Origin of the sequence: Klebsiella spallanzanii (assembly GCF_902158555.1) — a bacterium.
GTDB classification, from domain to species: Bacteria; Pseudomonadota; Gammaproteobacteria; order Enterobacterales; family Enterobacteriaceae; genus Klebsiella; species Klebsiella spallanzanii.
The window spans coordinates 44,122-63,563 of the sequence record NZ_CABGGS010000009.1; the positions used below are offsets into that span (position 1 = coordinate 44,122).

25 protein-coding genes are annotated in these 19,442 nt (G+C 51.0%); 1 reads left to right on the forward strand and 24 read right to left on the reverse strand.

What is annotated here, in order from left to right; all coding sequences use genetic code 11:
* Positions 1-9: 9 nt before the first annotated feature.
* From FN082_RS10525 to FN082_RS10640, 24 genes are all read right to left on the reverse strand, one after another.
* Entirely contained in the window at positions 10-2,034 is a 2,025-nt protein-coding gene (locus FN082_RS10525) for a ClpP-like prohead protease/major capsid protein fusion protein (RefSeq protein WP_116965857.1), read from the reverse strand.
* Positions 1,979-3,478 (reverse strand): phage portal protein, encoded by a 1,500-nt coding sequence (locus tag FN082_RS10530; RefSeq protein ID WP_116965858.1) that lies wholly within the window; start codon positions 3,476-3,478, stop codon positions 1,979-1,981. Before FN082_RS10530 ends, FN082_RS10525 begins: the two co-directional genes overlap by 56 nt.
* Entirely contained in the window at positions 3,475-3,690 is a 216-nt protein-coding gene (locus FN082_RS10535; protein ID WP_116965859.1) for a hypothetical protein, read from the reverse strand. The genes FN082_RS10530 and FN082_RS10535 overlap by 4 nt, the downstream gene beginning before the upstream one ends.
* Positions 3,687-5,795 carry a phage terminase large subunit family protein gene (locus FN082_RS10540; protein WP_116965860.1) on the reverse strand — a complete coding sequence of 703 codons (2,109 nt, stop codon included), beginning with the start codon at positions 5,793-5,795 and terminating at the stop codon, positions 3,687-3,689. Before FN082_RS10540 ends, FN082_RS10535 begins: the two co-directional genes overlap by 4 nt.
* Positions 5,795-6,286, reverse strand: a complete 492-nt coding sequence (locus FN082_RS10545) for a DUF1441 family protein (RefSeq protein WP_116965861.1) — start codon at positions 6,284-6,286, stop codon at positions 5,795-5,797. Before FN082_RS10545 ends, FN082_RS10540 begins: the two co-directional genes overlap by 1 nt.
* Positions 6,287-6,551: 265 nt before the next feature.
* Positions 6,552-6,929: an outer membrane protein assembly factor BamE gene (locus tag FN082_RS10550; RefSeq protein ID WP_172970419.1), complete on the reverse strand. Its 378-nt coding sequence runs from the start codon at positions 6,927-6,929 to the stop codon at positions 6,552-6,554.
* 108 nt (positions 6,930-7,037) lie between these two features.
* The gene (locus FN082_RS30165; RefSeq protein ID WP_094963362.1) at positions 7,038-7,232 is read right to left on the reverse strand and encodes a hypothetical protein; all 195 of its coding nucleotides are present in this window, start codon (positions 7,230-7,232) and stop codon (positions 7,038-7,040) included.
* Complete coding sequence (locus FN082_RS10560) at positions 7,189-7,458, reverse strand: hypothetical protein (protein WP_094963363.1); 270 nt, start codon at positions 7,456-7,458, stop codon at positions 7,189-7,191. The genes FN082_RS30165 and FN082_RS10560 overlap by 44 nt, the downstream gene beginning before the upstream one ends.
* Entirely contained in the window at positions 7,455-7,802 is a 348-nt protein-coding gene (locus FN082_RS10565; RefSeq protein ID WP_094963364.1) for a DUF7940 domain-containing protein, read from the reverse strand. The genes FN082_RS10560 and FN082_RS10565 overlap by 4 nt, the downstream gene beginning before the upstream one ends.
* A complete protein-coding gene (locus FN082_RS10570; RefSeq protein ID WP_094963365.1) occupies positions 7,799-8,341 on the reverse strand; it encodes a glycoside hydrolase family 108 protein in 543 nt (180 codons plus the stop codon). Before FN082_RS10570 ends, FN082_RS10565 begins: the two co-directional genes overlap by 4 nt.
* 2 nt (positions 8,342-8,343) lie before the next feature.
* Entirely contained in the window at positions 8,344-8,697 is a 354-nt protein-coding gene (locus FN082_RS10575; RefSeq protein WP_094963366.1) for a phage holin, lambda family, read from the reverse strand.
* A 141-nt stretch (positions 8,698-8,838) separates the two neighbouring features.
* On the reverse strand, positions 8,839-9,891 hold the full coding sequence (locus FN082_RS10580) for a DNA-methyltransferase (protein WP_094963367.1): 1,053 nt from the start codon (positions 9,889-9,891) through the stop codon (positions 8,839-8,841).
* Positions 9,892-10,040: 149 nt separating this feature from the next.
* Complete coding sequence (locus tag FN082_RS10585) at positions 10,041-10,235, reverse strand: TrmB family transcriptional regulator (RefSeq protein ID WP_094963368.1); 195 nt, start codon at positions 10,233-10,235, stop codon at positions 10,041-10,043.
* 193 nt (positions 10,236-10,428) lie between these two features.
* Positions 10,429-11,127, reverse strand: a complete 699-nt coding sequence (locus FN082_RS10590; RefSeq protein ID WP_094963369.1) for a bacteriophage antitermination protein Q — start codon at positions 11,125-11,127, stop codon at positions 10,429-10,431.
* Between the two features lie 21 nt (positions 11,128-11,148).
* Complete coding sequence (locus FN082_RS10595) at positions 11,149-12,210, reverse strand: DUF968 domain-containing protein (RefSeq protein WP_094963370.1); 1,062 nt, start codon at positions 12,208-12,210, stop codon at positions 11,149-11,151.
* The gene (locus FN082_RS10600) at positions 12,207-14,054 is read right to left on the reverse strand and encodes a DNA cytosine methyltransferase (RefSeq protein ID WP_116965862.1); all 1,848 of its coding nucleotides are present in this window, start codon (positions 14,052-14,054) and stop codon (positions 12,207-12,209) included. The genes FN082_RS10595 and FN082_RS10600 overlap by 4 nt, the downstream gene beginning before the upstream one ends.
* A complete protein-coding gene (locus FN082_RS10605) occupies positions 14,047-14,940 on the reverse strand; it encodes a phage N-6-adenine-methyltransferase (protein WP_094963372.1) in 894 nt (297 codons plus the stop codon). The genes FN082_RS10600 and FN082_RS10605 overlap by 8 nt, the downstream gene beginning before the upstream one ends.
* Positions 14,940-15,197: a hypothetical protein gene (locus FN082_RS10610; RefSeq protein WP_094963373.1), complete on the reverse strand. Its 258-nt coding sequence runs from the start codon at positions 15,195-15,197 to the stop codon at positions 14,940-14,942. The genes FN082_RS10605 and FN082_RS10610 overlap by 1 nt, the downstream gene beginning before the upstream one ends.
* Entirely contained in the window at positions 15,194-16,075 is an 882-nt protein-coding gene (locus tag FN082_RS10615; RefSeq protein WP_116965863.1) for a conserved phage C-terminal domain-containing protein, read from the reverse strand. The genes FN082_RS10610 and FN082_RS10615 overlap by 4 nt, the downstream gene beginning before the upstream one ends.
* Positions 16,072-16,251 carry a DUF4222 domain-containing protein gene (locus FN082_RS10620; protein WP_094963375.1) on the reverse strand — a complete coding sequence of 60 codons (180 nt, stop codon included), beginning with the start codon at positions 16,249-16,251 and terminating at the stop codon, positions 16,072-16,074. Before FN082_RS10620 ends, FN082_RS10615 begins: the two co-directional genes overlap by 4 nt.
* A 1-nt stretch (position 16,252) precedes the next feature.
* Positions 16,253-16,972, reverse strand: coding sequence for a phage antirepressor KilAC domain-containing protein (locus tag FN082_RS10625; protein ID WP_094963376.1), 720 nt, complete (start codon positions 16,970-16,972; stop codon positions 16,253-16,255).
* On the reverse strand, positions 16,953-17,150 hold the full coding sequence (locus FN082_RS10630) for a hypothetical protein (protein WP_094963377.1): 198 nt from the start codon (positions 17,148-17,150) through the stop codon (positions 16,953-16,955). The genes FN082_RS10625 and FN082_RS10630 overlap by 20 nt, the downstream gene beginning before the upstream one ends.
* The gene (locus tag FN082_RS10635; protein ID WP_094963378.1) at positions 17,147-17,704 is read right to left on the reverse strand and encodes a YmfL family putative regulatory protein; all 558 of its coding nucleotides are present in this window, start codon (positions 17,702-17,704) and stop codon (positions 17,147-17,149) included. The genes FN082_RS10630 and FN082_RS10635 overlap by 4 nt, the downstream gene beginning before the upstream one ends.
* 44 nt (positions 17,705-17,748) lie before the next feature.
* The gene (locus FN082_RS10640) at positions 17,749-17,949 is read right to left on the reverse strand and encodes a helix-turn-helix domain-containing protein (protein WP_094963379.1); all 201 of its coding nucleotides are present in this window, start codon (positions 17,947-17,949) and stop codon (positions 17,749-17,751) included.
* A gap of 87 nt (positions 17,950-18,036) precedes the next feature.
* Here FN082_RS10640 and FN082_RS10645 point away from each other — a divergent pair, with 87 nt between their 5' ends.
* Positions 18,037-18,711, forward strand: a complete 675-nt coding sequence (locus FN082_RS10645; RefSeq protein WP_094963380.1) for a LexA family protein — start codon at positions 18,037-18,039, stop codon at positions 18,709-18,711.
* The last annotated feature ends 731 nt before the right edge of the window (positions 18,712-19,442 follow it).

Genomic DNA, 19,442 nt, shown 5'->3' on the forward strand with positions numbered 1-19,442 from the left:
AGTTGAGAACTATTGACCACTGGATTTAACCAGACCGCGATAGTCAAGCGGAGCCACTCCAGCATCAATACGAACTTTGGTGGCGATGCCGTCGGTGGTAAACCCTTCCTGCTGATCAATATAAGGTGTATCAACGCCGTTCAGGTACGCCACTTCGATGGTGTCCGTCCCTTTGGCCGCCATCAGATACCAGGCTTTAGCATCAGCATCATCCAGACGGGCTTCAGCAATCACATCTGCAAAATTCTGGATCGGGTTGATAATTCCTGCATTGATATCCGCACCTTTGACGCTCGCTGACTTGATCGTCTGGTTGGCCAGCGTCTCCAGTGCAACCGGCACCAGCATAAATGCCGGTCGGATGTTCAGAGATCGCTCACCTTCTTTTTGCAGGCGCATCAGCTTACGCGCATCATCCAGGCTGCCGACAGAAATCGCACCGGAAGAAAGGTTACGGTGATCAGCATGGAATAACGCCTTACCATCGGAGAGTTTCGGGTTTTTGGTCAGAACAGCGTAAACCAGGTCGCCGATGGTCGCCTTGGCGGCCCGGCCCATTTTCATCGGAACATCGGTGAGCTGGTTCAGATCATCGTTGATGATAGCCTGGCGAGTGATAGAGAAAATTTCCCCGTAGGTGGCGAGCGCGATGGTTTCGCCTTTATCGCTGGTAGTCACATACTTATACTCAGCGCCTTCACGAACCTGTCGCAGAGAAGGGAATCCCCCCATGCCCACACGATGCGCAGTTTTAAAGTCGGAAAGCTGGCCTTTCTTCGTCCACTGTTCAAAGGTTTCTGCAGCTTCATCCCAGCCCTGCAGAATTGCTTTATTTGCGACATCAAGCAGGATATTGCCAAAATCAGAGGTGCTGTGCGTCAGCGCCAGCCCTACCATTTGCATCGGATTATAGCTGGATACGCCAATACCGCGCTCAGTCAGCGCCATACGAGCATATTCACGCAGGGTCATCCCGTTGTATACATTATCACGTTCCTGATCTTCAAATCCTGCGCGCGCCATCAATGCCTGGCGAATACCATCAGCGACAAAATTACCGTTACCTGCATGGATATGCGCTGGCGTGGTTTTCGCCGATGGTGAAGCATCTTTACCCAGTAGCGCCAGCAGTTTGTCTTTAGCCTGATCGACAGTGCAATCCATATCGGCTACACACTGCGCCTGCAGTTCGGAATGTTTGCCACCAAACATCGCGAAGAGATTGTTAATACCGTTAACTCGTTCTTTCTGCTCCGCAATAACCTGGGCGCGGATGGTGTTTTCGTCAGCGCCGTTCGGCTGAGTGGCAGCGTGTTGTGCCTGAGGCTGATTAACAGGTTGCTGCGGATCGCGCTGGCTAGAGTTACGCGGAGGTGTAATCATATTACGAATGTTGTTTGGCATCTTTTCGAAGTCCTCAATACGTTTAGACTGGATACAGGCCATAGCCTGAAGGGATGGTGTGACCTGGTCGGCAAAACCCAACTCGACGCATTCACTGCCGTCCATCCAGGTTTCATCTTCAAGCATCGCCGCGATTTCATCACTGGACTTGCCGGTTTTCGCTGCATAAGCGGGGATCAATACGGACTCAACCTTGTCCAGCAATTCGGCATAGTCACGCATATCGTTTGCATCGCCACCAGCAAAGCCCCAGGGCTTGTGGATCATCATCATGGTGTTTTCCGGCATGATTACCGGGTTACCCACCATTGCAATGACGGACGCCATCGAAGCCGCCAGGCCGTCGATATGAACGGTAATTGCAGCTCCGTGGTGTTTAAGGGCATTAAAAATGGCGATGCCATCAAAGACATCGCCACCGGGCGAATTAATGTGAAGGTTAATGTGGGTGATATCGCCCAGAGCCTTCAGGTCGTTAACAAACTGGCGAGCTGTTACCCCCCAGTAGCCGATCTCGTCGTAAATGTATATTTCCGCTTCGTTTTCGGCGCTGGCCTGCATACGGAACCAGGAATTATTTTTTGCGCTGGCTTTCGGGCGTCGGGGCGCCCGATTCTTTGACTTCGGCACTGGTGCCTCCTTTATCGTTAGCAGGATCGGTGTCATACACCAGTCCCAGTTCGCGGTTATCATCGACTTCAGCCTTACGACGACGTTTCACATCATCCGGATTGCGTCCGCTGGCTCGCACCCAGTCTGATTCTGTCGCAGCACCACCCCGGATTTGCGCTTTCCAGGCATTGGCCTCTTTGACTGGATCAATCCATGGCATGACTGGACCTGAATAAACAGCAGTGTAAAGCGACGCCATATCCAGCCCACGTGGTAGCTGAATTTCGCCAGAAGCCACAGCCATTTTTAACCAGTTTCGGTACATTGGCCGGGTAATTGCGCCGATGAACCAGTCCTGGAGGATCAGATAACCATCTGTTGACTCAACCAACTCCTGACGCTGGGCGCTGTACGTTCCATCGTAGTTTCTGGCTGTACTGGAGAAGCTGAGGCGAGCACCGGCAGCAACAGCGCGCAATTGCCCATTTCTGAATGTTTCAAGGTTAGGGTTTGGTCTGTCAGATTTGATCATCCCGATGTCTTCACCGGGCAGAAGATCATCATAGATAATACCTGGCTCAATCATCACTTCTCGATTGTCTTTGCTGCCGTCGCTATCAAGGCTTTGCCCGTCCCCTTTTTTAATGTACATCCCCAGTGCAGCTGCAATACGTGCTGCCGTTAACTCCGCATCCTCGTATTCTTTCAGCGCGCTGAGGCGCATGAGTACGCCAGAAAGGAGAGATGTACCTCGGGTCTGATGAAGACGACGTGTAAATTTCAGATGAAGCATATTCCCGGCATCAACATCTTTTGTATCCAATTGACGGCCAGTAACAGGCAGACTTTTATAGACCAGGTACTTTTTCGGGCGTCCCCAGTTATCTACATATACTCCCTGACAAAGTTGCTTGGACTCATCATTAGTCATCGGCACAAAATCAGCTTCAAGTGCTTCAATCCAGAAAGGAATACCAGCCACCGGATCAAGCCCCTGAGCAGAGCCATTGACCATCTGAGCGAAAATCTCCCCATCCCTGAGCCAGCTCCGGAGCATCAATCGTTCTAGCATCGGGCGGGTAAATTGCCCCGTGACCTCAGGGCTGACAGACCATTCAGCCCACTTAGTTCTGATTTGTTCAGCCAGCTTCTTCGCTATTTTTCCGTTATTCAGTACCGGGTGGGGCTCAACAATAACCCCTTTAGCACCAACTACCCTTTCCTCAAGCTTATCGAATACACCAATAACGAGATCGTGGTTATTATCCAGATAGCGCGCCTGTTCGCGGAGGGATACAGCCCCCATCTGGCTGAGCTGATTAGCGGAACGGTTTTCCCTGCGGGCCTTGTGTGTTCGGGTGGGCTTAACCGCTTCATATGCCTGAATCATCGCTCTAGAACGTAACCGTGCAGCTTTCCATCCCGGGGAAAAGACACCAATCGCATCATCTATCAGGCTCATGAAAACCTCGCGAGTTTATAACCGGGTCGCCCGTTACGCTGAGCCAGCAGGGAAGCAAGACGACGCTCCCATTCCTGACGCCCTTTGCGGATTTCGGACAGGTTCTCTAACGTCATCTGCTGCCCGTTGAATGTAATAGACTTCCCATCCAGTACCGCTATTTCCGCATCGGTATAACGCTGGATAATGGATTCAATATCGGTTTGCTTCACACCCAGCCTCCTGATGATGTGGTCCAGGGATTGTTTTCAACGTCGGGCTTATTTGCCTTCCGTTTTTTCCTGCTATGGGTCTTTTTTGCTGGTAACGTGGATGACACCTCGCCAGTTTCCGACGTGCTTTCTTCGATCCACGTTGTCCGCTTCGCCCATTCAGGCGCTTCCGGCCATTTGATCTTTTCATACCCGTGCAATATAACCAGCGCATCGGCATAAACGAGCAGATCGAAAGCTTCGTTCGGACCTCGGCCCGGTTTGCTCCATTTTCCATCGGGTGAACGCTCCTCATAGGTCAGCTCATCGTAGAACCAGCTGCCAAGCCATTTCGGGAAATGCACATAGTTCGGGCCGGGTGATTCACGCCACAGGGCGTTATTAACCCGATCTTTCAGTGCATCGGTCTGGAGAAGGTAAAGCGGCACATCGCCGGCAGCCTTTGCCCGGCGGGTTGAGCGGTTCGTGTTATCTGGGAATGTGCTTGTGATAAGTTTTGAGCGTCGGACACTGTCACCTTTGAAGAGGTAAATCCTTTTCCCCAGCCCATTCCGCTTACATTTACGCCAGAACTTGTAGGCGTTATCGGTGACACCATCTTCGCCGCCTGAATCGACAGCCATCGCCATGAGCCGCATACGTTTGGACGAGTCACTCGCTAAGGGCCATGCCTTTTCGAACACATCAGACAGAAGTAAATCCCAGTCCTCCGGATAACCAGCCGGATCAATGGGGTAACATTCACCGTGCTCGTTTGCCCGTAATGACTGGCGGATGTTGTAGCGATCGACCAGCCATCGCTCACCCTGCTCACCGTAGCCAGTCACCTGAACCACGAAGCGACGGGATTTACCGCCCTGCACATCGACGGTTGCAGTCATAAACAGCACACCATCTGGTACAGAGCGCTTTGGCACGTCTTCGGCGCGTTGTTCCAGCAGTTCGCTTTTACGTTGTTCGAGACTGGCGCGGGGGAGATAAGGTCGACCAAAGTCGGTATTGACCACCGTTTTCAGCGTCTCTTCACTCTGTGTGGACTCATATTCCTGCTCGGCAGTCAGGAATTTGTATATCATCTGCGCCCACGTCTGATATGCAGCTGCAGGCCCTTCCATCCAGAATGAGGCGATGCGTGATCGACGCGGTTCACCAAATCTGTTGCCATCACTGTCTATTTTTTCCCCGTCGCGCAACCAGACATGACGGATATTCAGTTCACGTTTCATATCCGCCGTGATCCTGCCCTTGCATGCCGGGCACTGGAGATAAGCAGACTCACTTGCCAGTACGGGATCAGGGGAATCCCGGTAGCCGGTCATATTAGCGACTTCCGGCTGAAAGTATTCTCCGCAATGCGGACAAGGCCAGTAAAGGCGGCGGCGGTCACCACGATTAAACAACGATAATATGCCGGTAGTCGGCGGCGCTTCATGCGCAGTAGTTGGTCGCCATTTTGTGTCGCGGATGTCCCTGCCAGGCGAACTCTCTACCAGTGTCATCCCGCTGGACATAAAGGTAGTCGTACGCTTAGAACCCAGGGAAAAGGCATCACCCTCCCCGTCAATATCCTCAGGGAAGCGGTCATAGTCAGTCAGCGCTACGCTTTTGTAGTCTGACGACGACATAATGTTTACTGACGGCCAGCCGAGTTTGAGGTAGTTCCCGGCGCGAAATGTACGGTCGTGGACGTTGTTGTCATTACGGCGCGGGCTAAGCCGTGATTTTACTTCCGGGCTGCACCGAAAAGTGCGGTCTAGGCGCTTCTTCGAGTGCTCGCGCGCTTTCTCTTCTGACACCTGAATAACCAGCATGTCGGCGGGATCACAAACAATGTTGTAGACAATCCAGCCATCAATCAGGCCGATCGTTTTCCCGGTTCGGGCTGGACCGACAAACACCACAGCATCATACTCACGGGATGCCAGGCAATTCATCGGCTCAATAATATAAGGCGCCAGATTGGGATCCCATGGTACGGAGTTACCCGCCCCCATCGGCACTCGCATATATGAACTGACCGCATCGGCCACCAACATACGCCGCGGGGCACGTAGAATTCCGGAGACATCACGGCGGATACCCCTTGCAGATGCCCGTTTTGCCATCAGTCCTCCTCTGGCTCATCCTCCTCTGGTTCGGCGTCCATTACTTTTTGGGCGACCTGATCACGCAGGTCATCAATCACGCTTTGCACACGTGATACCGCAACCGGCGTAAGCGCACAGTCGCGTTCAAGAATGTCCGGGAGTGTTTCAAGCACCATAACAACGGCTTTCGCCATCAGTGAAAATTCTCTGGCAACGTCTTCGGCAGGAATAAGCTGCTTTGTATCTACCTCATATTTCAGTCGCTCGTTCTCAGCCTTCCAGTGCGCGAGCCTGTCTGAGGGATCCATCTCTTCGACGTTTGTCGTTGAGACCACTGGAATCATCAGCTCACTCAAAATATCAGTGACGAGATAGAGCTTGAGCTTGCTATTACTGCCTGGTGCCGGAACAACGTTTTTCAGCCGGGCGGCAACCGTCTGGCGGTGTACGCCTGTGATACCAGCTAGCTGGTTGATATTGAGTTTTAAAGCGGCGATTTCCTGGTCCATGATGGTGAACACTTTTTGTACAATTCGACATCATTGAAAATCCGACTACTGGAAAATCAATAATCTGCGCACATGATGATGATGACTATGAAATTCGAAAACTAGCCGTTTTCCGCGAGTCCGCCGCCCCGTGGCAGGCTCCCCCTCCGGGAGGACCCGCTCAAACGATAATGAATATCATTTACATCTAATGTTTAAAATGATAATGCTTACCTCAAATACTAAAAACCCCGCCAGCAGCGAGGTTCTAAGTTAGTTTTAATGACTATTTCTTTAGTGCTTCTGCATAAGCCTGAGCACTTTTCTGCGACGACTCCATGATGTCATCTGTCAGTGTTTGCTGTCCCCATTTGGTGACTTTGCCATTGACAAACGTTACAACCAATCGATCATTAGCTAACTGTTCATTATCAATAATTGTGTAGCCGTAAAGCGCTCTATTCCAGTAAATCCAACGTTCGCGCTCCTGGTTCACATCCGTTCTACGGGGCGACCCCATGATCTGCATGACGTCGTTTTTGCTCATCCCGAGAGATAAAAGCATTGATTTCTGGTTGTAATCTATTTTCTGGACTGTTGGTGCACATGCAGTAATTGTTAAAGCTGAAAGACCAATTAATGCTGCAAAAAGTAATTTCTTCATGTCCCTATCCCCATTGGTTTGCTTGAGGGCAGATTAGCAAGGGAAGCAACAACATCGCAATTAAGGAATAAAAATCCCCGCTATTGCGAGACTGATAATGTCGATTATTTATCCCTTACTTGGGGTAAGGTTCGGGCAATTCGCCTGTACTGCCTTGTTATGTGCCAGAATGTCGCGCTTCGTCTGTTTATCCAGCACATCGATATCGTGGTCAGTCAGGTAGATAATGCGAACCCAGCTGCAAGCGGTATCGATGACTTCAGGTTTTGCGGGTAAACTTTTCGCGCAACTCCCGATCAACATCGTCATCAGGCATATGGCTAACAGTCTGCTGTACATCGCTGGCCCCTTTAGTTGCTTGCGCCTTACGTTCTGCTACGGCGATGGTAGCGGCGGCGTTCTCTTCGGTACGTTGCTGCTCGGCTTTTGTTTCTGCCTTACTGGTACCGCGTGCATGACCGATACCGAACGCGCCGGCAATAGCCCCTAGAATGAGCACTGCCAACCCGGCGATTAATTCAAAGCTCATTGCGGTGGCCCCTTCAATTCGTCGGCTTTATCTTTCAGCGCCGGCTGCCTTACGTATTGCGAGAGCACCGCCAGCACCACCAGCGCGGGACTAATCATCGCCACGATGTTGGGCGGCAGGATGCCTTTAATGTCCGGCGGCAGCATCGCCCAGGCATGAAGAGCAGCATCCGGGAATGATTGAGCCCATACACCGACCAACGCGCCGGCAGCGCCCAGGCGGACAGACCATGTTTTAAGCAGCAATCGGGCATGACCAACAAACTCCAGCTGGGTATATTTGCGCAGTAGCAACAGGACGAGCACGGCCACCAGCGCCAGCAAAGCGAAAATAATCATCTTCATAGGCTCACCCGCTCTTTAACCCAGCCATATAGAAACGCCTCGTTAGCTGGCCTTGCTTCGGCTAACTCCAGATAACGAGCACCCTGGCTGCAATTCAGCGCCTTCAGCAGCGTGGTTTCACCATCTTTGCCACGAACTGCCAGGTAACTCTTAAGGGCGGCGATGGTTATATTGCCTATCGCTCCATCGGGTTTAAGGTCTGGATAGAGATTGCCCTGCATATTCAGCGCCGTTAACCAGCGCTGCAGGAATGTACTGGCAACACGCGGCCCCATATTTACGCCGGTATCACACAACTCCTGCGCAATGGCTGGCGACAACTCGGCGATTCGGTCGAACTTTGGTTCAGTCCAGTATTGCGACAGGTAGATGCCTTTGGCTGTATCCCGTGGTAACGCCTTCATATCGCCGCTGTAGCCATATGCGCGGGCGGTGGTCTGTGTGATACCCCAGCGCGTAGGACCGCCTTTATCATTCGGGTTATTTACGTAACCCCCTTCTTTACCGAGGATCCCCTCAATGATTTGATCTGCTGTCATAGTTAAGCCTTTTTATCACCGCCGCCGATTCCAAGCCGGTTGCCCAGATATTTCATTGCGAATGCCCTGAGAGTATCCACACCAATAAGTCCAATACCGCCGCCGATAGTCACAGAGAGTGTTTTAGGCAATCCGAGATATTCCAGCGCGGATGAACATGTCAGCGTCAGAGCGCCGCAGAGTAGAATTTCGAGAGTTTTCTTCTTCCAGCCACCACCGCCGCCAAAATAAGCAATGCGTAGCCCAGCCATAAGCAAAGAAAACAAGACTGCGCCCAGCGGCGTATCTCCGCGCCACCAGCTCTGCAGCAACTCCAGCAAATCAGGCCAGTTACTCGGGTTATTGGGCATTTTCATGATCTCTCACCTCGCAGGGTTGCGGGTGTTAGTGTGATGGGTTCAGGCTTCAGGGCTATTCTGCTAAGTGGCAATATCAAAGGTGAATCCCTGAGCCTGAAAGTGATGGCCACCACAGCAACTCTTAGCCGCGGCAAACCGTTATATTTCTGTTAACCTTCTGATTTCTTCTGATGTCTGAATAAATCTTTCCGCCTCCAGCTCAACGCCAATGGCGCGACGACCTGATTTAATCGCTTCCTTTATCGTAGAACCGGATCCCATGAAAAAGTCAGCAACCAGTTCACCTGGCCTGCTGCTGGCTGTAATGATCTGCTGCAACATATCGGCGGGTTTTTCACATGGATGTTTGCCGGGATAAAACTGAACAGGCTTATGCGTCCAGACGTCGGTATATGGCACCGTAACGGAGACACTAAACGGTCTTCGCAGACGATGATATTCCTGCTGAAGTTCGGAGTATTTCCGATTAAGGGATTGCCAAGTCGCGACCAATTGGTGGTGGGGTTTCCCGAGCTCGTTGCGCGAATGCTTGTCCATGGCTATTTGCTGAAACAAAGCCTGCAACTTCAGATAATCGGTTTCGTTCGGTAGCTGCCACTGGCTAAGGCCAAACCAATGGGAAACCATATTTTTCTTACCTGTGGCTTCTGCAATCTGGGCCGACGTCACGCCAAGAGATTCCCGAGCGTCCCGGAAGTAAGAAATTAGCGGCGTCATGACGTGTTGCTTTAGCTCATTACACTTTGCGGCATATCCATCATCTTTTGGCTTGTATGGTCCCTGATAATGGTCGGCAAAAATGATACGTTCAGTGGCCGGAAAATAAGCGCGTAAACTCTCCTTATTGCAGCCGTTCCATCGCCCTGATGGCTTAGCCCAGATGATATGGTTAAGCAGATTAAACCGCTCACGGACAAGAAGCTCAATATCTGAGGCCAGACGGTGACCACAGAACAGATACATGCTGCCAGATGGTTTTAATACCCTCCAGAATTGCGCCAGACAGGAATCAAGCCAGCGTAAATAGTCATCATCCCCTTTCCATTGGTTGTCCCAACCGTTCGGCTTCACCTTAAAATAAGGCGGATCCGTAACTATTAGATCAATTGAGTTATCAGGGACTGTCGGGAGAAAATGCAGGCAGTCAGCGTTGATCAACTCAACACTGGATATTTTTACAGTATTTTTCATAGATCAGTAAGCGTAACTCATGATAGGCTCACTTTGCTTTTGCGCTAAAGCAGTGGGCCCTGGTTCGCTTGTGACCATGTACATGAGCGAATGGCTGGCCGGGTGCTACAACACCCACCAGCCGCCCATTTTCACAGCAGAAAGCCTCTCTACTCAGGGAGGCGCTTATAACATCCGAATTGATAATCCGATAAACCCGCCATTACCAGCTGCGTTAAAATTAACTGGCAACGTTCGCGCGTTAGATGCGTGTTCTGCGCAATCTCCCCGGCCGTAGCTGGTTCATCACTTAACTCATTAAAAACAGCGCGCGCCACCTCTGTCATATCACCTTGATTTAGCATGTCTTTTTCCTGTTTAAACGGTATGACATACAGATAACTCTGGTTGCGAACCCCATCAAGAAGTAATTGCAGAAGGCATAAAAAAACCCCGCCGAAACGAGGTTATTTATAAATATGGCAGAATATCAAATTACCGTAAAATATGGCTTATTTTGTTGCATTTTGCAAGCCCGTTTGACGAAGATAGCCAACTTTAATCACATTTTTCCGCCCTGAAGTCTTCTATTTCCTCATGAAGCTTATATATGCATTGCAACGCGCTGCAATCCATATCGATGAAAGCCATCTTTAACCGTTCCCAATGGCCTGCATACACCCTTTTCCAAGTGGACCGTTCAACTGAAACCAAACGCGCCAGTGCGGCACCTGCGTAGGCTTTATAGGTCTCATTATTGCGGGTAGCCGCAACTTCTTGTGCCGCCAGCCAGACCAGCCCTACCAGCTTTTTGATCACTCGCGATTGTAGCGGCTTGCTTACCTGGTAGTTCTGGTATTCAGTCCAGACGTGCTGGCACATTAATGTTTGATAATGGAAGTTTAGATCGAAGCCATAGCAATAGCGCACCCACGCTTGCTGGTGGGCTTCCAGTTGATTCACCGCACGGCGCCACGGCGAATAACCGAACTCAATATCATTAATGGGTGGCATTGGTCGGCGGCGGCTTCGGGTCTCCATCACATAAACTGGAGTAGTCAGTGCCTTAACCACCGACGGGCCACAACCAACTCCCCCATCCAGATCAACAAGATGGCGAGAGTACCGCGGATTTTTATTCTTATCTGCTGGTGGGTTCTCGCTGAATGCCTCGAGTTGTCCCTTTGTTGTGCTGGATAAATCCAACAACGCTCGACGAACTTCAATACGGGTATATTCCAGATTTTGTAAGTTCATACTGCTCAGTGCTCCATACACTTATGCTTTTACAATCACGCCGATCGCTATGGCCCGATCGAGGAAACGAAACAGCAGCTGCAGCTGCGTGCCGTTCTTCTCTTCAAAAGCATTTGCGTCGGCATGCAGCTCGTCGTGACACTCTCTGCACAGAGGAATCACGAAGAGATCGTGGGCTTTGGTTGCGGTACCGCCCATGCCATGCCCGATAACATGATGCGGATCATCGGCGGGTCGGCGACAACATTCACATGGCTGACGTTTAACCCAGTCGGTGTAGGTCCTGTTAACCCAGCGGCGGCGCTTAGGTTTCAACATAAAGGATTCAGGTGATTCCGGGTCAACGGCCAGCGCCAACACCTTCGGCAGCTTCGGTAACGCCTGCACGTTTTCGCTGGACCAGCATTTCTGTATTAATCCTGCTGTTGGCAACCTCTCCTGCAGAATGCTGGTGGCTGGTACTGAAGGAACAATGTCGCTTTCTTTATATACAGATTGAAACGGCTCAGCAGGAAGGCGCAGGCCACGCTGCGCCATTGTCTCTGTGATGGCGTCTGCTGCACCGGCATATACAGCCCACCAGCATAGCTCCGCCAGCGATAGTTCTCGCTCCCGGCCCAGTTGCAGATTCTGCAGGGCAGTATCGATTATCCAGTTGATAACGTTTCGGCGCGCCAGCTCACTGAGTGTGTCGGTGGTCTGCTCACGAAGGAGGTTTTCACAATGCCAGCAGAGCATCATAGCGCCAGGTGGATGGCGCATGCTTACATGCTCATTATGATGATATTCAGAATGCGGATACTGGCATTCCCGGGTGTTCTGCCGGAGCCAATACTCAAGTCCCTGCAGACCGCCAGCGGCATTGATGACCTTCTCGCTGGTGAAAAAAGCTTCCAGTGCCTTATCTTCAGCCAACGGCTGGCGCGCGTCAGGGATTCGGCCGGTAGCCAGCCCTGCCATGCTTTTTGGCTCAGACTCTACCAGCACCCTACCGCTGCGGAAAAGACGCATCAGCTCCTTTCCTGGCTTAAGCAGTACCACACCAAGACGCGGCACAACTTCAGGAGTAAGCAGAGCTCTCATGCAACCTCCCGCTGAACGCCGCACATTTCAGGGAGATTTGCTCTCACAAGTGCCTCTGCGAATGGCGGTGGGACGGCATTGCCGCATCTGGCAACTTGTTTCTCTTTTGAGTACTTCTTGCCACGGTAATCCCGATCGATGATGTACCAATCCGGGAAACCTTGCGCGCGGTATAATTCATGAGGCTGAAGCATGCGCATGCCAATATCGACAATGCGGTAAACAATCCCCTTTATCGTCACCAGCTCACTGATGCCAAATGAATTCAGGAACTCTTTAACCTGATCCGCCCGACGCTCGTCGTAATCATTAGAAGCCAGCAGCGCGCGGACTTCTCCAACATGCTGGCCTCCTGCGGTGATTGTCGGTGTAGGTTCATCGGTGCGCTGGCCATCGCGGCAGGTACCACGCAACTTTATCAGGTGAGAGGTTATCAAGGCATGATGATCGACGGTGGTGACTGAGTGCGCCGGTTCATCCAGTCCAACACCCGGCCCTGTATAGTTCCCGCCGTAGTGCTTCGCAAGAAATGCTGCAGTTACAGCAAACTTGTTTCCACCAGCAGTAACTGTACCCAAAGGTTTACCGAGATTGAGAACCCGAGGTGATTGCCCTACACGTTCGCCATATCCCATCTGAATAAGCGTTGCCGCGACGAACTGTGACTTGCCACCACCACCAGCGGTAATCGTCGCGCTAGGTTCATCCGCCCGGTGCCCGATACTTGCGCCGAACTGACGCGCAATAACCGGAGCAACCACGCATGCCCTAGATTGCTTGAGGATTGTATGTGTTGGTTTATCGATAGGACGCGGTTTCGCCTGGTACTGGCTGCCACCATTTCCAGCTATAAACGGCACCAACGTCGGGACGGCGATCGCATAGCCAAGTTTTTTTGTTATGGTCTGAATCGGGGCATCTAACTCTTGACCACGAAAACAATCATATTTGCCGCTTGGAGAAGTGTGGTTACATTTCACAATAAATGGTTCAGCGCTATCGACTACAAATCGCTGGATGCCTCGCGCTATCCGCTTCAATGTGTTATCAGCCAGCGGCTTTTTACGGTCGAATATCGATGGCGCAGGAATAGACCAGTCAATGCATTCAGCAGCTGTTCGCCATGGAGCCAGTCTGCCAGCTTTAACCGCCGCAGATTTTGGATCTCCATGCGTCGCTTCAGGCCAGACAATGGGCTGATCATCACAACGCATCAACATGAAGAATCTTTTACGTATCGTCGGCGCACCATAATCACTCGCACGCAGTTCACGATATTCGACCTTATAACCCAATCCGGCAATCAGGCGTTTGGCATCTTTGCTATTCGGCGATATACCAAGGAAATCGCAGCATTCGTAAAGCGCTGGGTGATCCGCAGGTATTCCAGTGGAAAGCATTCCAACAAATGCCCGGAAGGTTTCACCCGAACGCTCAGGGTCGGGACGCATTTCACAGGAAAGTAATGGCCCCCACGTTTTAAACTCTTCTACATTTTCGAGAGCCATAACACGGGGGCGAACATCCAATCCCCAGCGGACAGATACCCAAGCCAAACCACGAATTTCACGCTTGACGGGCTTACTGCCGCGCGCTTTTGAATAGTGGGTACAGTCAGGACTAAACCATGCAAACCCGACAGCTTTTCCACCAGTCGCAGCTACGGGATCAACGTCAAAAACGTTTTCGCAATAATGAAGCGTATCCGGGTGGTTAGTTCGGTGCATGGCTACAGCGTTTTCATCATGATTAATAGCAATATCAACGCTACGACCAATAGCCATTTCAATCCCGGTTGATGCCCCACCGCCGCCGGCAAAGTTATCTACAATGAGCTCACGCATGGCTACCCCTCTGCATACTTTCTATCAGTCCACCAGCAACGGTAATGATTTCGCTGGTGGGCATACGCTCCAGCCAAAGCTGGTTAATGTGAGCCTTTAGCTTATTCTGCTGAGACATATCCAAAGCCTCAGAGCCTTCAACCTGTTTAAATACCAACCCTACCTCCAGTGGCCAGATGCGTGATTCAGTCTCCGGCAATTCCGTCTGCGCAGCCGGTGTTACGACCTCGTCAGTTGCAGCAACTACCTGTGAAGGACTATTGCCAATAGCAAAACGAGCCAGCGTCATAAATGACAGACCCTTTGCTTCCAGATCTGTACGGTGGATATAGCTGAAACGCTCGCCGCGCCAGGACTTATCAAATACAACAATGGCACCAGCGAAAAATGCGCTGGTGGGCTTTTGCTTATCATTAGCTGGAACAAACCACGTAGGCAGATCGAAACCGATCCTCCCGCGAATAAAGACGATGTGATCGGCATCTTCCGGCCACCAGGTTTCACTAGGTGCTGCCTTGAGCAGGAAGACATAGCGCCCGCCTTTCTCACGCTGTGCAGCAGCGTAATTCATGATGTGGGTCATGCCAGTGACCGCCTGCTTTTCGTGGTACTGAGAGCGGCTATAAGGCGGGTTTCCAAATGCAGCACCACCGATTGAGTCCAGCATTTCCGACCAGTCTTGTGTAAGCGCGTTATCCTCTGCTGTGTACCAGACAGGGCATTTTGCATTGCTGTCATCAGCGAACAGGTCCAGCATCAACGGACCAAACATCGCGTTGATACCCCAAAATAACGGGTCAGGTGTTCGCCACTGATCACCAACTTCTTTTAAGTAATGGGACGGTGCCACGCGCATTGCTTCCAGCGATTCACAATATGCATTCATCACGCCAGTACCTCCTGCACTACTTTCTCGACATGCGACACTCGGCCTTCCAGATCTGCAACACTATCAACAAGCTCATCAACTGCCAGCTGTGCACGATGTTTGGCTTGCATCAGTTCACGCAACGCCGGTACCAGTGCTTTTTTAAGCGCGTCCTTTGTTGCCCCCGTCTTTTCCAACTGTTCGGCACGTTTGAGCATGTCTCCGGCCTGGCGGCGCAGTTGTTCCGGGGTTGGTGATATAACCTGCGATTTCATGAGCGGAATCCTTTTGGCACAGTGTATTTGACGTCTGAATAGCTCGATTTAAACGCCAGATCTTCTCCCCCGATTTTGGTCCATTTGCCATCAACACATTTCGGGCGACCAGCGGCTGCCCACTTGGTTGCAGACTGGAGATACCCAGGGAATTTGGATGGAAGAAAGAGCGTGGTCGGTCGTAGGTATTCAGACATTTTTATATCTTTTCCCCACTTCTCGGAGCTGTAATCGACCACCAGCGCCAGTTCATCAGGTGTAAATCCTTCGCGCAGCCTGCCCCGGATGTGTTCCAGAGAAGTTTTGCATACCTGAAAACGTGAACCGGTTGTGAGATTCAGGTGTGAAAGGGCCTGCTTGGCAAGATCGGTGATAACAACTTCCGGGTCGGGTTCCTCAGGAACCTGACAAGAGGGTTTAGATCCTACTGATGGATCTGTATTTGAATTTACTGACGGATCGTGTCCAGATTTTGGACCCTGAGAACCCTGATTTTTCAGCTCTTTCGGACGTTCAGTTTCTGGATGTCCAGATTCCGAAGGTTCAGATTCTGAACGTCCAGATTTTGGACCCTCATAATGTTCATTTGCAGCCTGCCGCAGCTTTACCACATTAAGGGTGTAGAGGTTGCTGGTGCTACGCTGACCAAGACGGCGCTCTTTTTTAGCCAGCCAGCCATCTTTAACCAACTCACCGATTAAAGTGATAACAGTGCTGCGCCCGGCACCGAGCTGGCGCGCGATTGTCGCCACGCTTGGATATGCGATCCCCTCGTCGCTGGCGTAATCAGCCAGGCGAAGCATGATGAGTAACTTATTGCCTTTGATGCCTGCCGCTGCGCAACCATCCCAGACATATGCGGATAATTTAACGCTCACTTGCCTATCCTCTTGAATCTGGACCGAAAGATAATCTTCGGGGCAGCACATTCCCACTCATAGCCTGGGCGACGGTAGATCACGCGCTGGCGATCATCGTCATAACCAATGACATGCACGACGATGCCATGCTGATCACGGTAGTATTGGTTTAGGGGCCGGATATTTTCTTCCACATCAGCCTCCCATCAGCTCAGAGGCGTAGCGCTGTGCAATCCACTGGACGCCGCGGGGCGTAACCCGGGTTTGGGTATAGGCATGACCAAAATCTGAAGTGCCAGTTTTGACGGTAAACAAACCTTCGCGCTGGCGCAGGGCATGAGGGAGCAAATTGCCGGACTGACGAAAAAGTACCTTGTCACGCAATAGCGTGTCGATCATGGCCTTTTCCGGCATGTTCAGGATTTTCGCTGTTTCACGCAGGCTTTTGGCTCCCCCGGCTTCAACGTATTGATTGACGAACGCGACTTTCGGAGCATCCTGTTGGACCTTGTGAGACAGGCGCGCATTCTGCTCAGCCATATCGGCAGCCAGACGAAGCGCCTCCGGCAGCGTTTGTGGGATAGCATTAGCGCTATCTTCCAACTCACGCAGGCGACGGATAATCTTCATGCGAAGTACCGCGCTGTAACCAGTGATCAGGCATTCGGTATGCTCACGATCGAGGCGATACTCGCGGTACTTCTGGCCGTTCTGGGGGTGTGTCCAAAGTTGGATATACCCCTCAGGGCTCTCTCCTAACTGTTTCAGCATCGCCTCAATATCCCGACAAACATGCCCATGTTGCTTTTCAGTCAGCTCAGCAATCTCACGGCTGCTCATGGTTACGCTGCCAACGCTAAAGGCAGGGACAGAAACAGCGGATGAAACCGGGAGATTATTTATCCATTGCGCCATTCTGCTTACCTCCTCGTGAAATGAAGTCCCCCACAGCCCACTCTGTAAAACTGTGGTTAACCTGGGCCCATCCACCCGGTATTCTTACGGCATAGCAATACGCAATAACGCCTTTACCACCGCGAACTGGTAACGCGCGAAGTTGCGATCGCTGATTATTTGCGGTTAAATTGCTCATGCGGATTTCTCCATACACATTGATTTATTCGCCACGACGCCCGGAGCTGCACACTCGCGGGCGTCATTCTTTTCTGGCTGGCAAAAGACACGGAAAAGCAATGTCAAATGCTCCTGCCATTTCGCCATAACCTGATAACTGTTCTCCTCGATTTGCTCGCGTTCGGCCTGGTCAATTACACCGTCAGCTGTAGCTTTACGGAGATACTGTGAGTGCTTGCCGATCCACTCGATAGACTCCATCAGGCGTTGGTTAATATCGGCGTTGTCCACATCCTCAATATCTGCGAGAGGAACGAAAACCCCGTTTGAATGACGCGCTATCGCATTGGCTATATGATTTGACCCACCAGCCCGCTGTAGGACCATTGCCCAGCCGAGTGGAAAAATCTGATCTCCATCGGCACGTAAGCGGTTAAACAATGCGTTTTCAGTAACACCCAGCCACTCAGCTGCTTCTACATAGCCTCCGTCCAAATCAGTGATCGTTTTTTTGATCGCAGCCACCAGCCAAGACGGCTGCTTATCAACTTTCCATTCAGGCTCTATACCCACGGCTTGCCCCTTACTTCTGTGGTTAACGCTGTTAAAACCAAATGTTATTGTTTGGAATAGATATCCGGTCGAAGATCAAACTTGGTGATCGCACCGGATGTGTTTTTTTCCAATTTTTTTGCCAGATCAAATCCGGCTTTTTTGTAGCCGTTAAAAACTAAACGCAGATAACCGGGTGTAGAGCCAACGTTTGCAGCTAAATTGCTCTGTTGCTCTTTAGTTAATGAATCCCAAAACTCTTTCATATATGTACCTCCTGTGTACATATTACACGAAAGAAATGAACCTTCAAGGTACTTGTACCTTTGAGGTACACACTGTTTAATTTCAATATGAAAACAATCCAGGAAATCAGGCGGTTAAACGCCAGAAAATTGCGTGATGGTGTTGGCGGTAATATTTACTTCGCCAATATGATTGATCGCGAGCCGACTCAAACTAGTCGGTTCATGGGAGATGGCGCCACAAAGAACATCGGCGATGCAATGGCAAGACACATTGAAAAGTGTTTTGACTTACCTACTGGGTGGTTAGATCAGGAACATCAAACCACTAATGTCGCTAAAAACCCCGATGTCTCTGATACAAATAGAAATATCACCATGGTTCCAGTTATATCCTGGGTACAAGCAGGAGCATGGACCGAAGTTGGCTATGCTGAGGTTGATTTGAATAGCACTGAAAACTATCCATGCCCTGTTCCCTGTGGGCCGATGACTTATATTCTTCGTGTCATTGGCGACTCAATGATCGACGAATATAGGCCAGGTGATATGATTTTTGTTGATCCCGAAGTTCCAGCAGTACATGGAGATGATGTAATCGCCTTAATGCACGATTCTGGCGAGACTACATTTAAACGTTTGATTGAAGATGCAGGACAACGCTATCTAAAAGCACTGAACTCAAACTGGCCGGAACCTTACATCAAAATCAATGGTAATTGCTCTATAATTGGTACCGTAATTTTTTCCGGTAAACCAAGACGATACCGAACGAAAACATAACAAAGACTATTAAACCTGCTTCGGCGGGTTTTTTTACACTTGACAATGTACCCCATAGGTACATAATGTACCCGCCGGTGGCGTATGAATGACCGGATGATTCGCTGACAGATGTCTTCGGGAGGGGTAACAGAGAAGCGGTCTGATTAACCACAACTCGTAGTCAAATTCCTATAGCTGGTGGCGATACCCAAGCCAGGAATACCGAAACCAGCAGGAGTGTTAAGGATAAGGGCTAATCACTCCCTTAGCACCCCGCCCGAAGATATCTGAAGAACATGGCGAAAGCCGACAGCGTTGAAGGCGATTTTCTCGGTTTGCGCGCTAAACAATAGCGGGGGTGAAATCGGGGCGGAGAAGCAGAATCCGCGATGTCGGGACTTGATACTTCCGGCCATATCAATAAGCCGAATGATCGCGTAACGATCCTTTGCATCTGCCCCGGCGAGGTGGCGCCGCCGGACCGGGGTAGGTGAATCGTACACAACATGAAAGCGCATTCCATCTTCATCCGTCGTGGGGACTGGTTTGTAACTGAAGGAGTGCGTTTCCAGTTGTGAACGGCAATATTCACAACCGTTGTATGGCACATGCAGCGTTAGCAGCCCGGATGGTTCCCTTGAAGTTCCATGCGCTATCCGGACAACTGGAATGTGCAAGCCAAGTGTTTCAGGCACGACGTGCGCCCCACCAGCGCGGCGAAAAGGTGTGACGCCCGGGAAGAGTCCGGG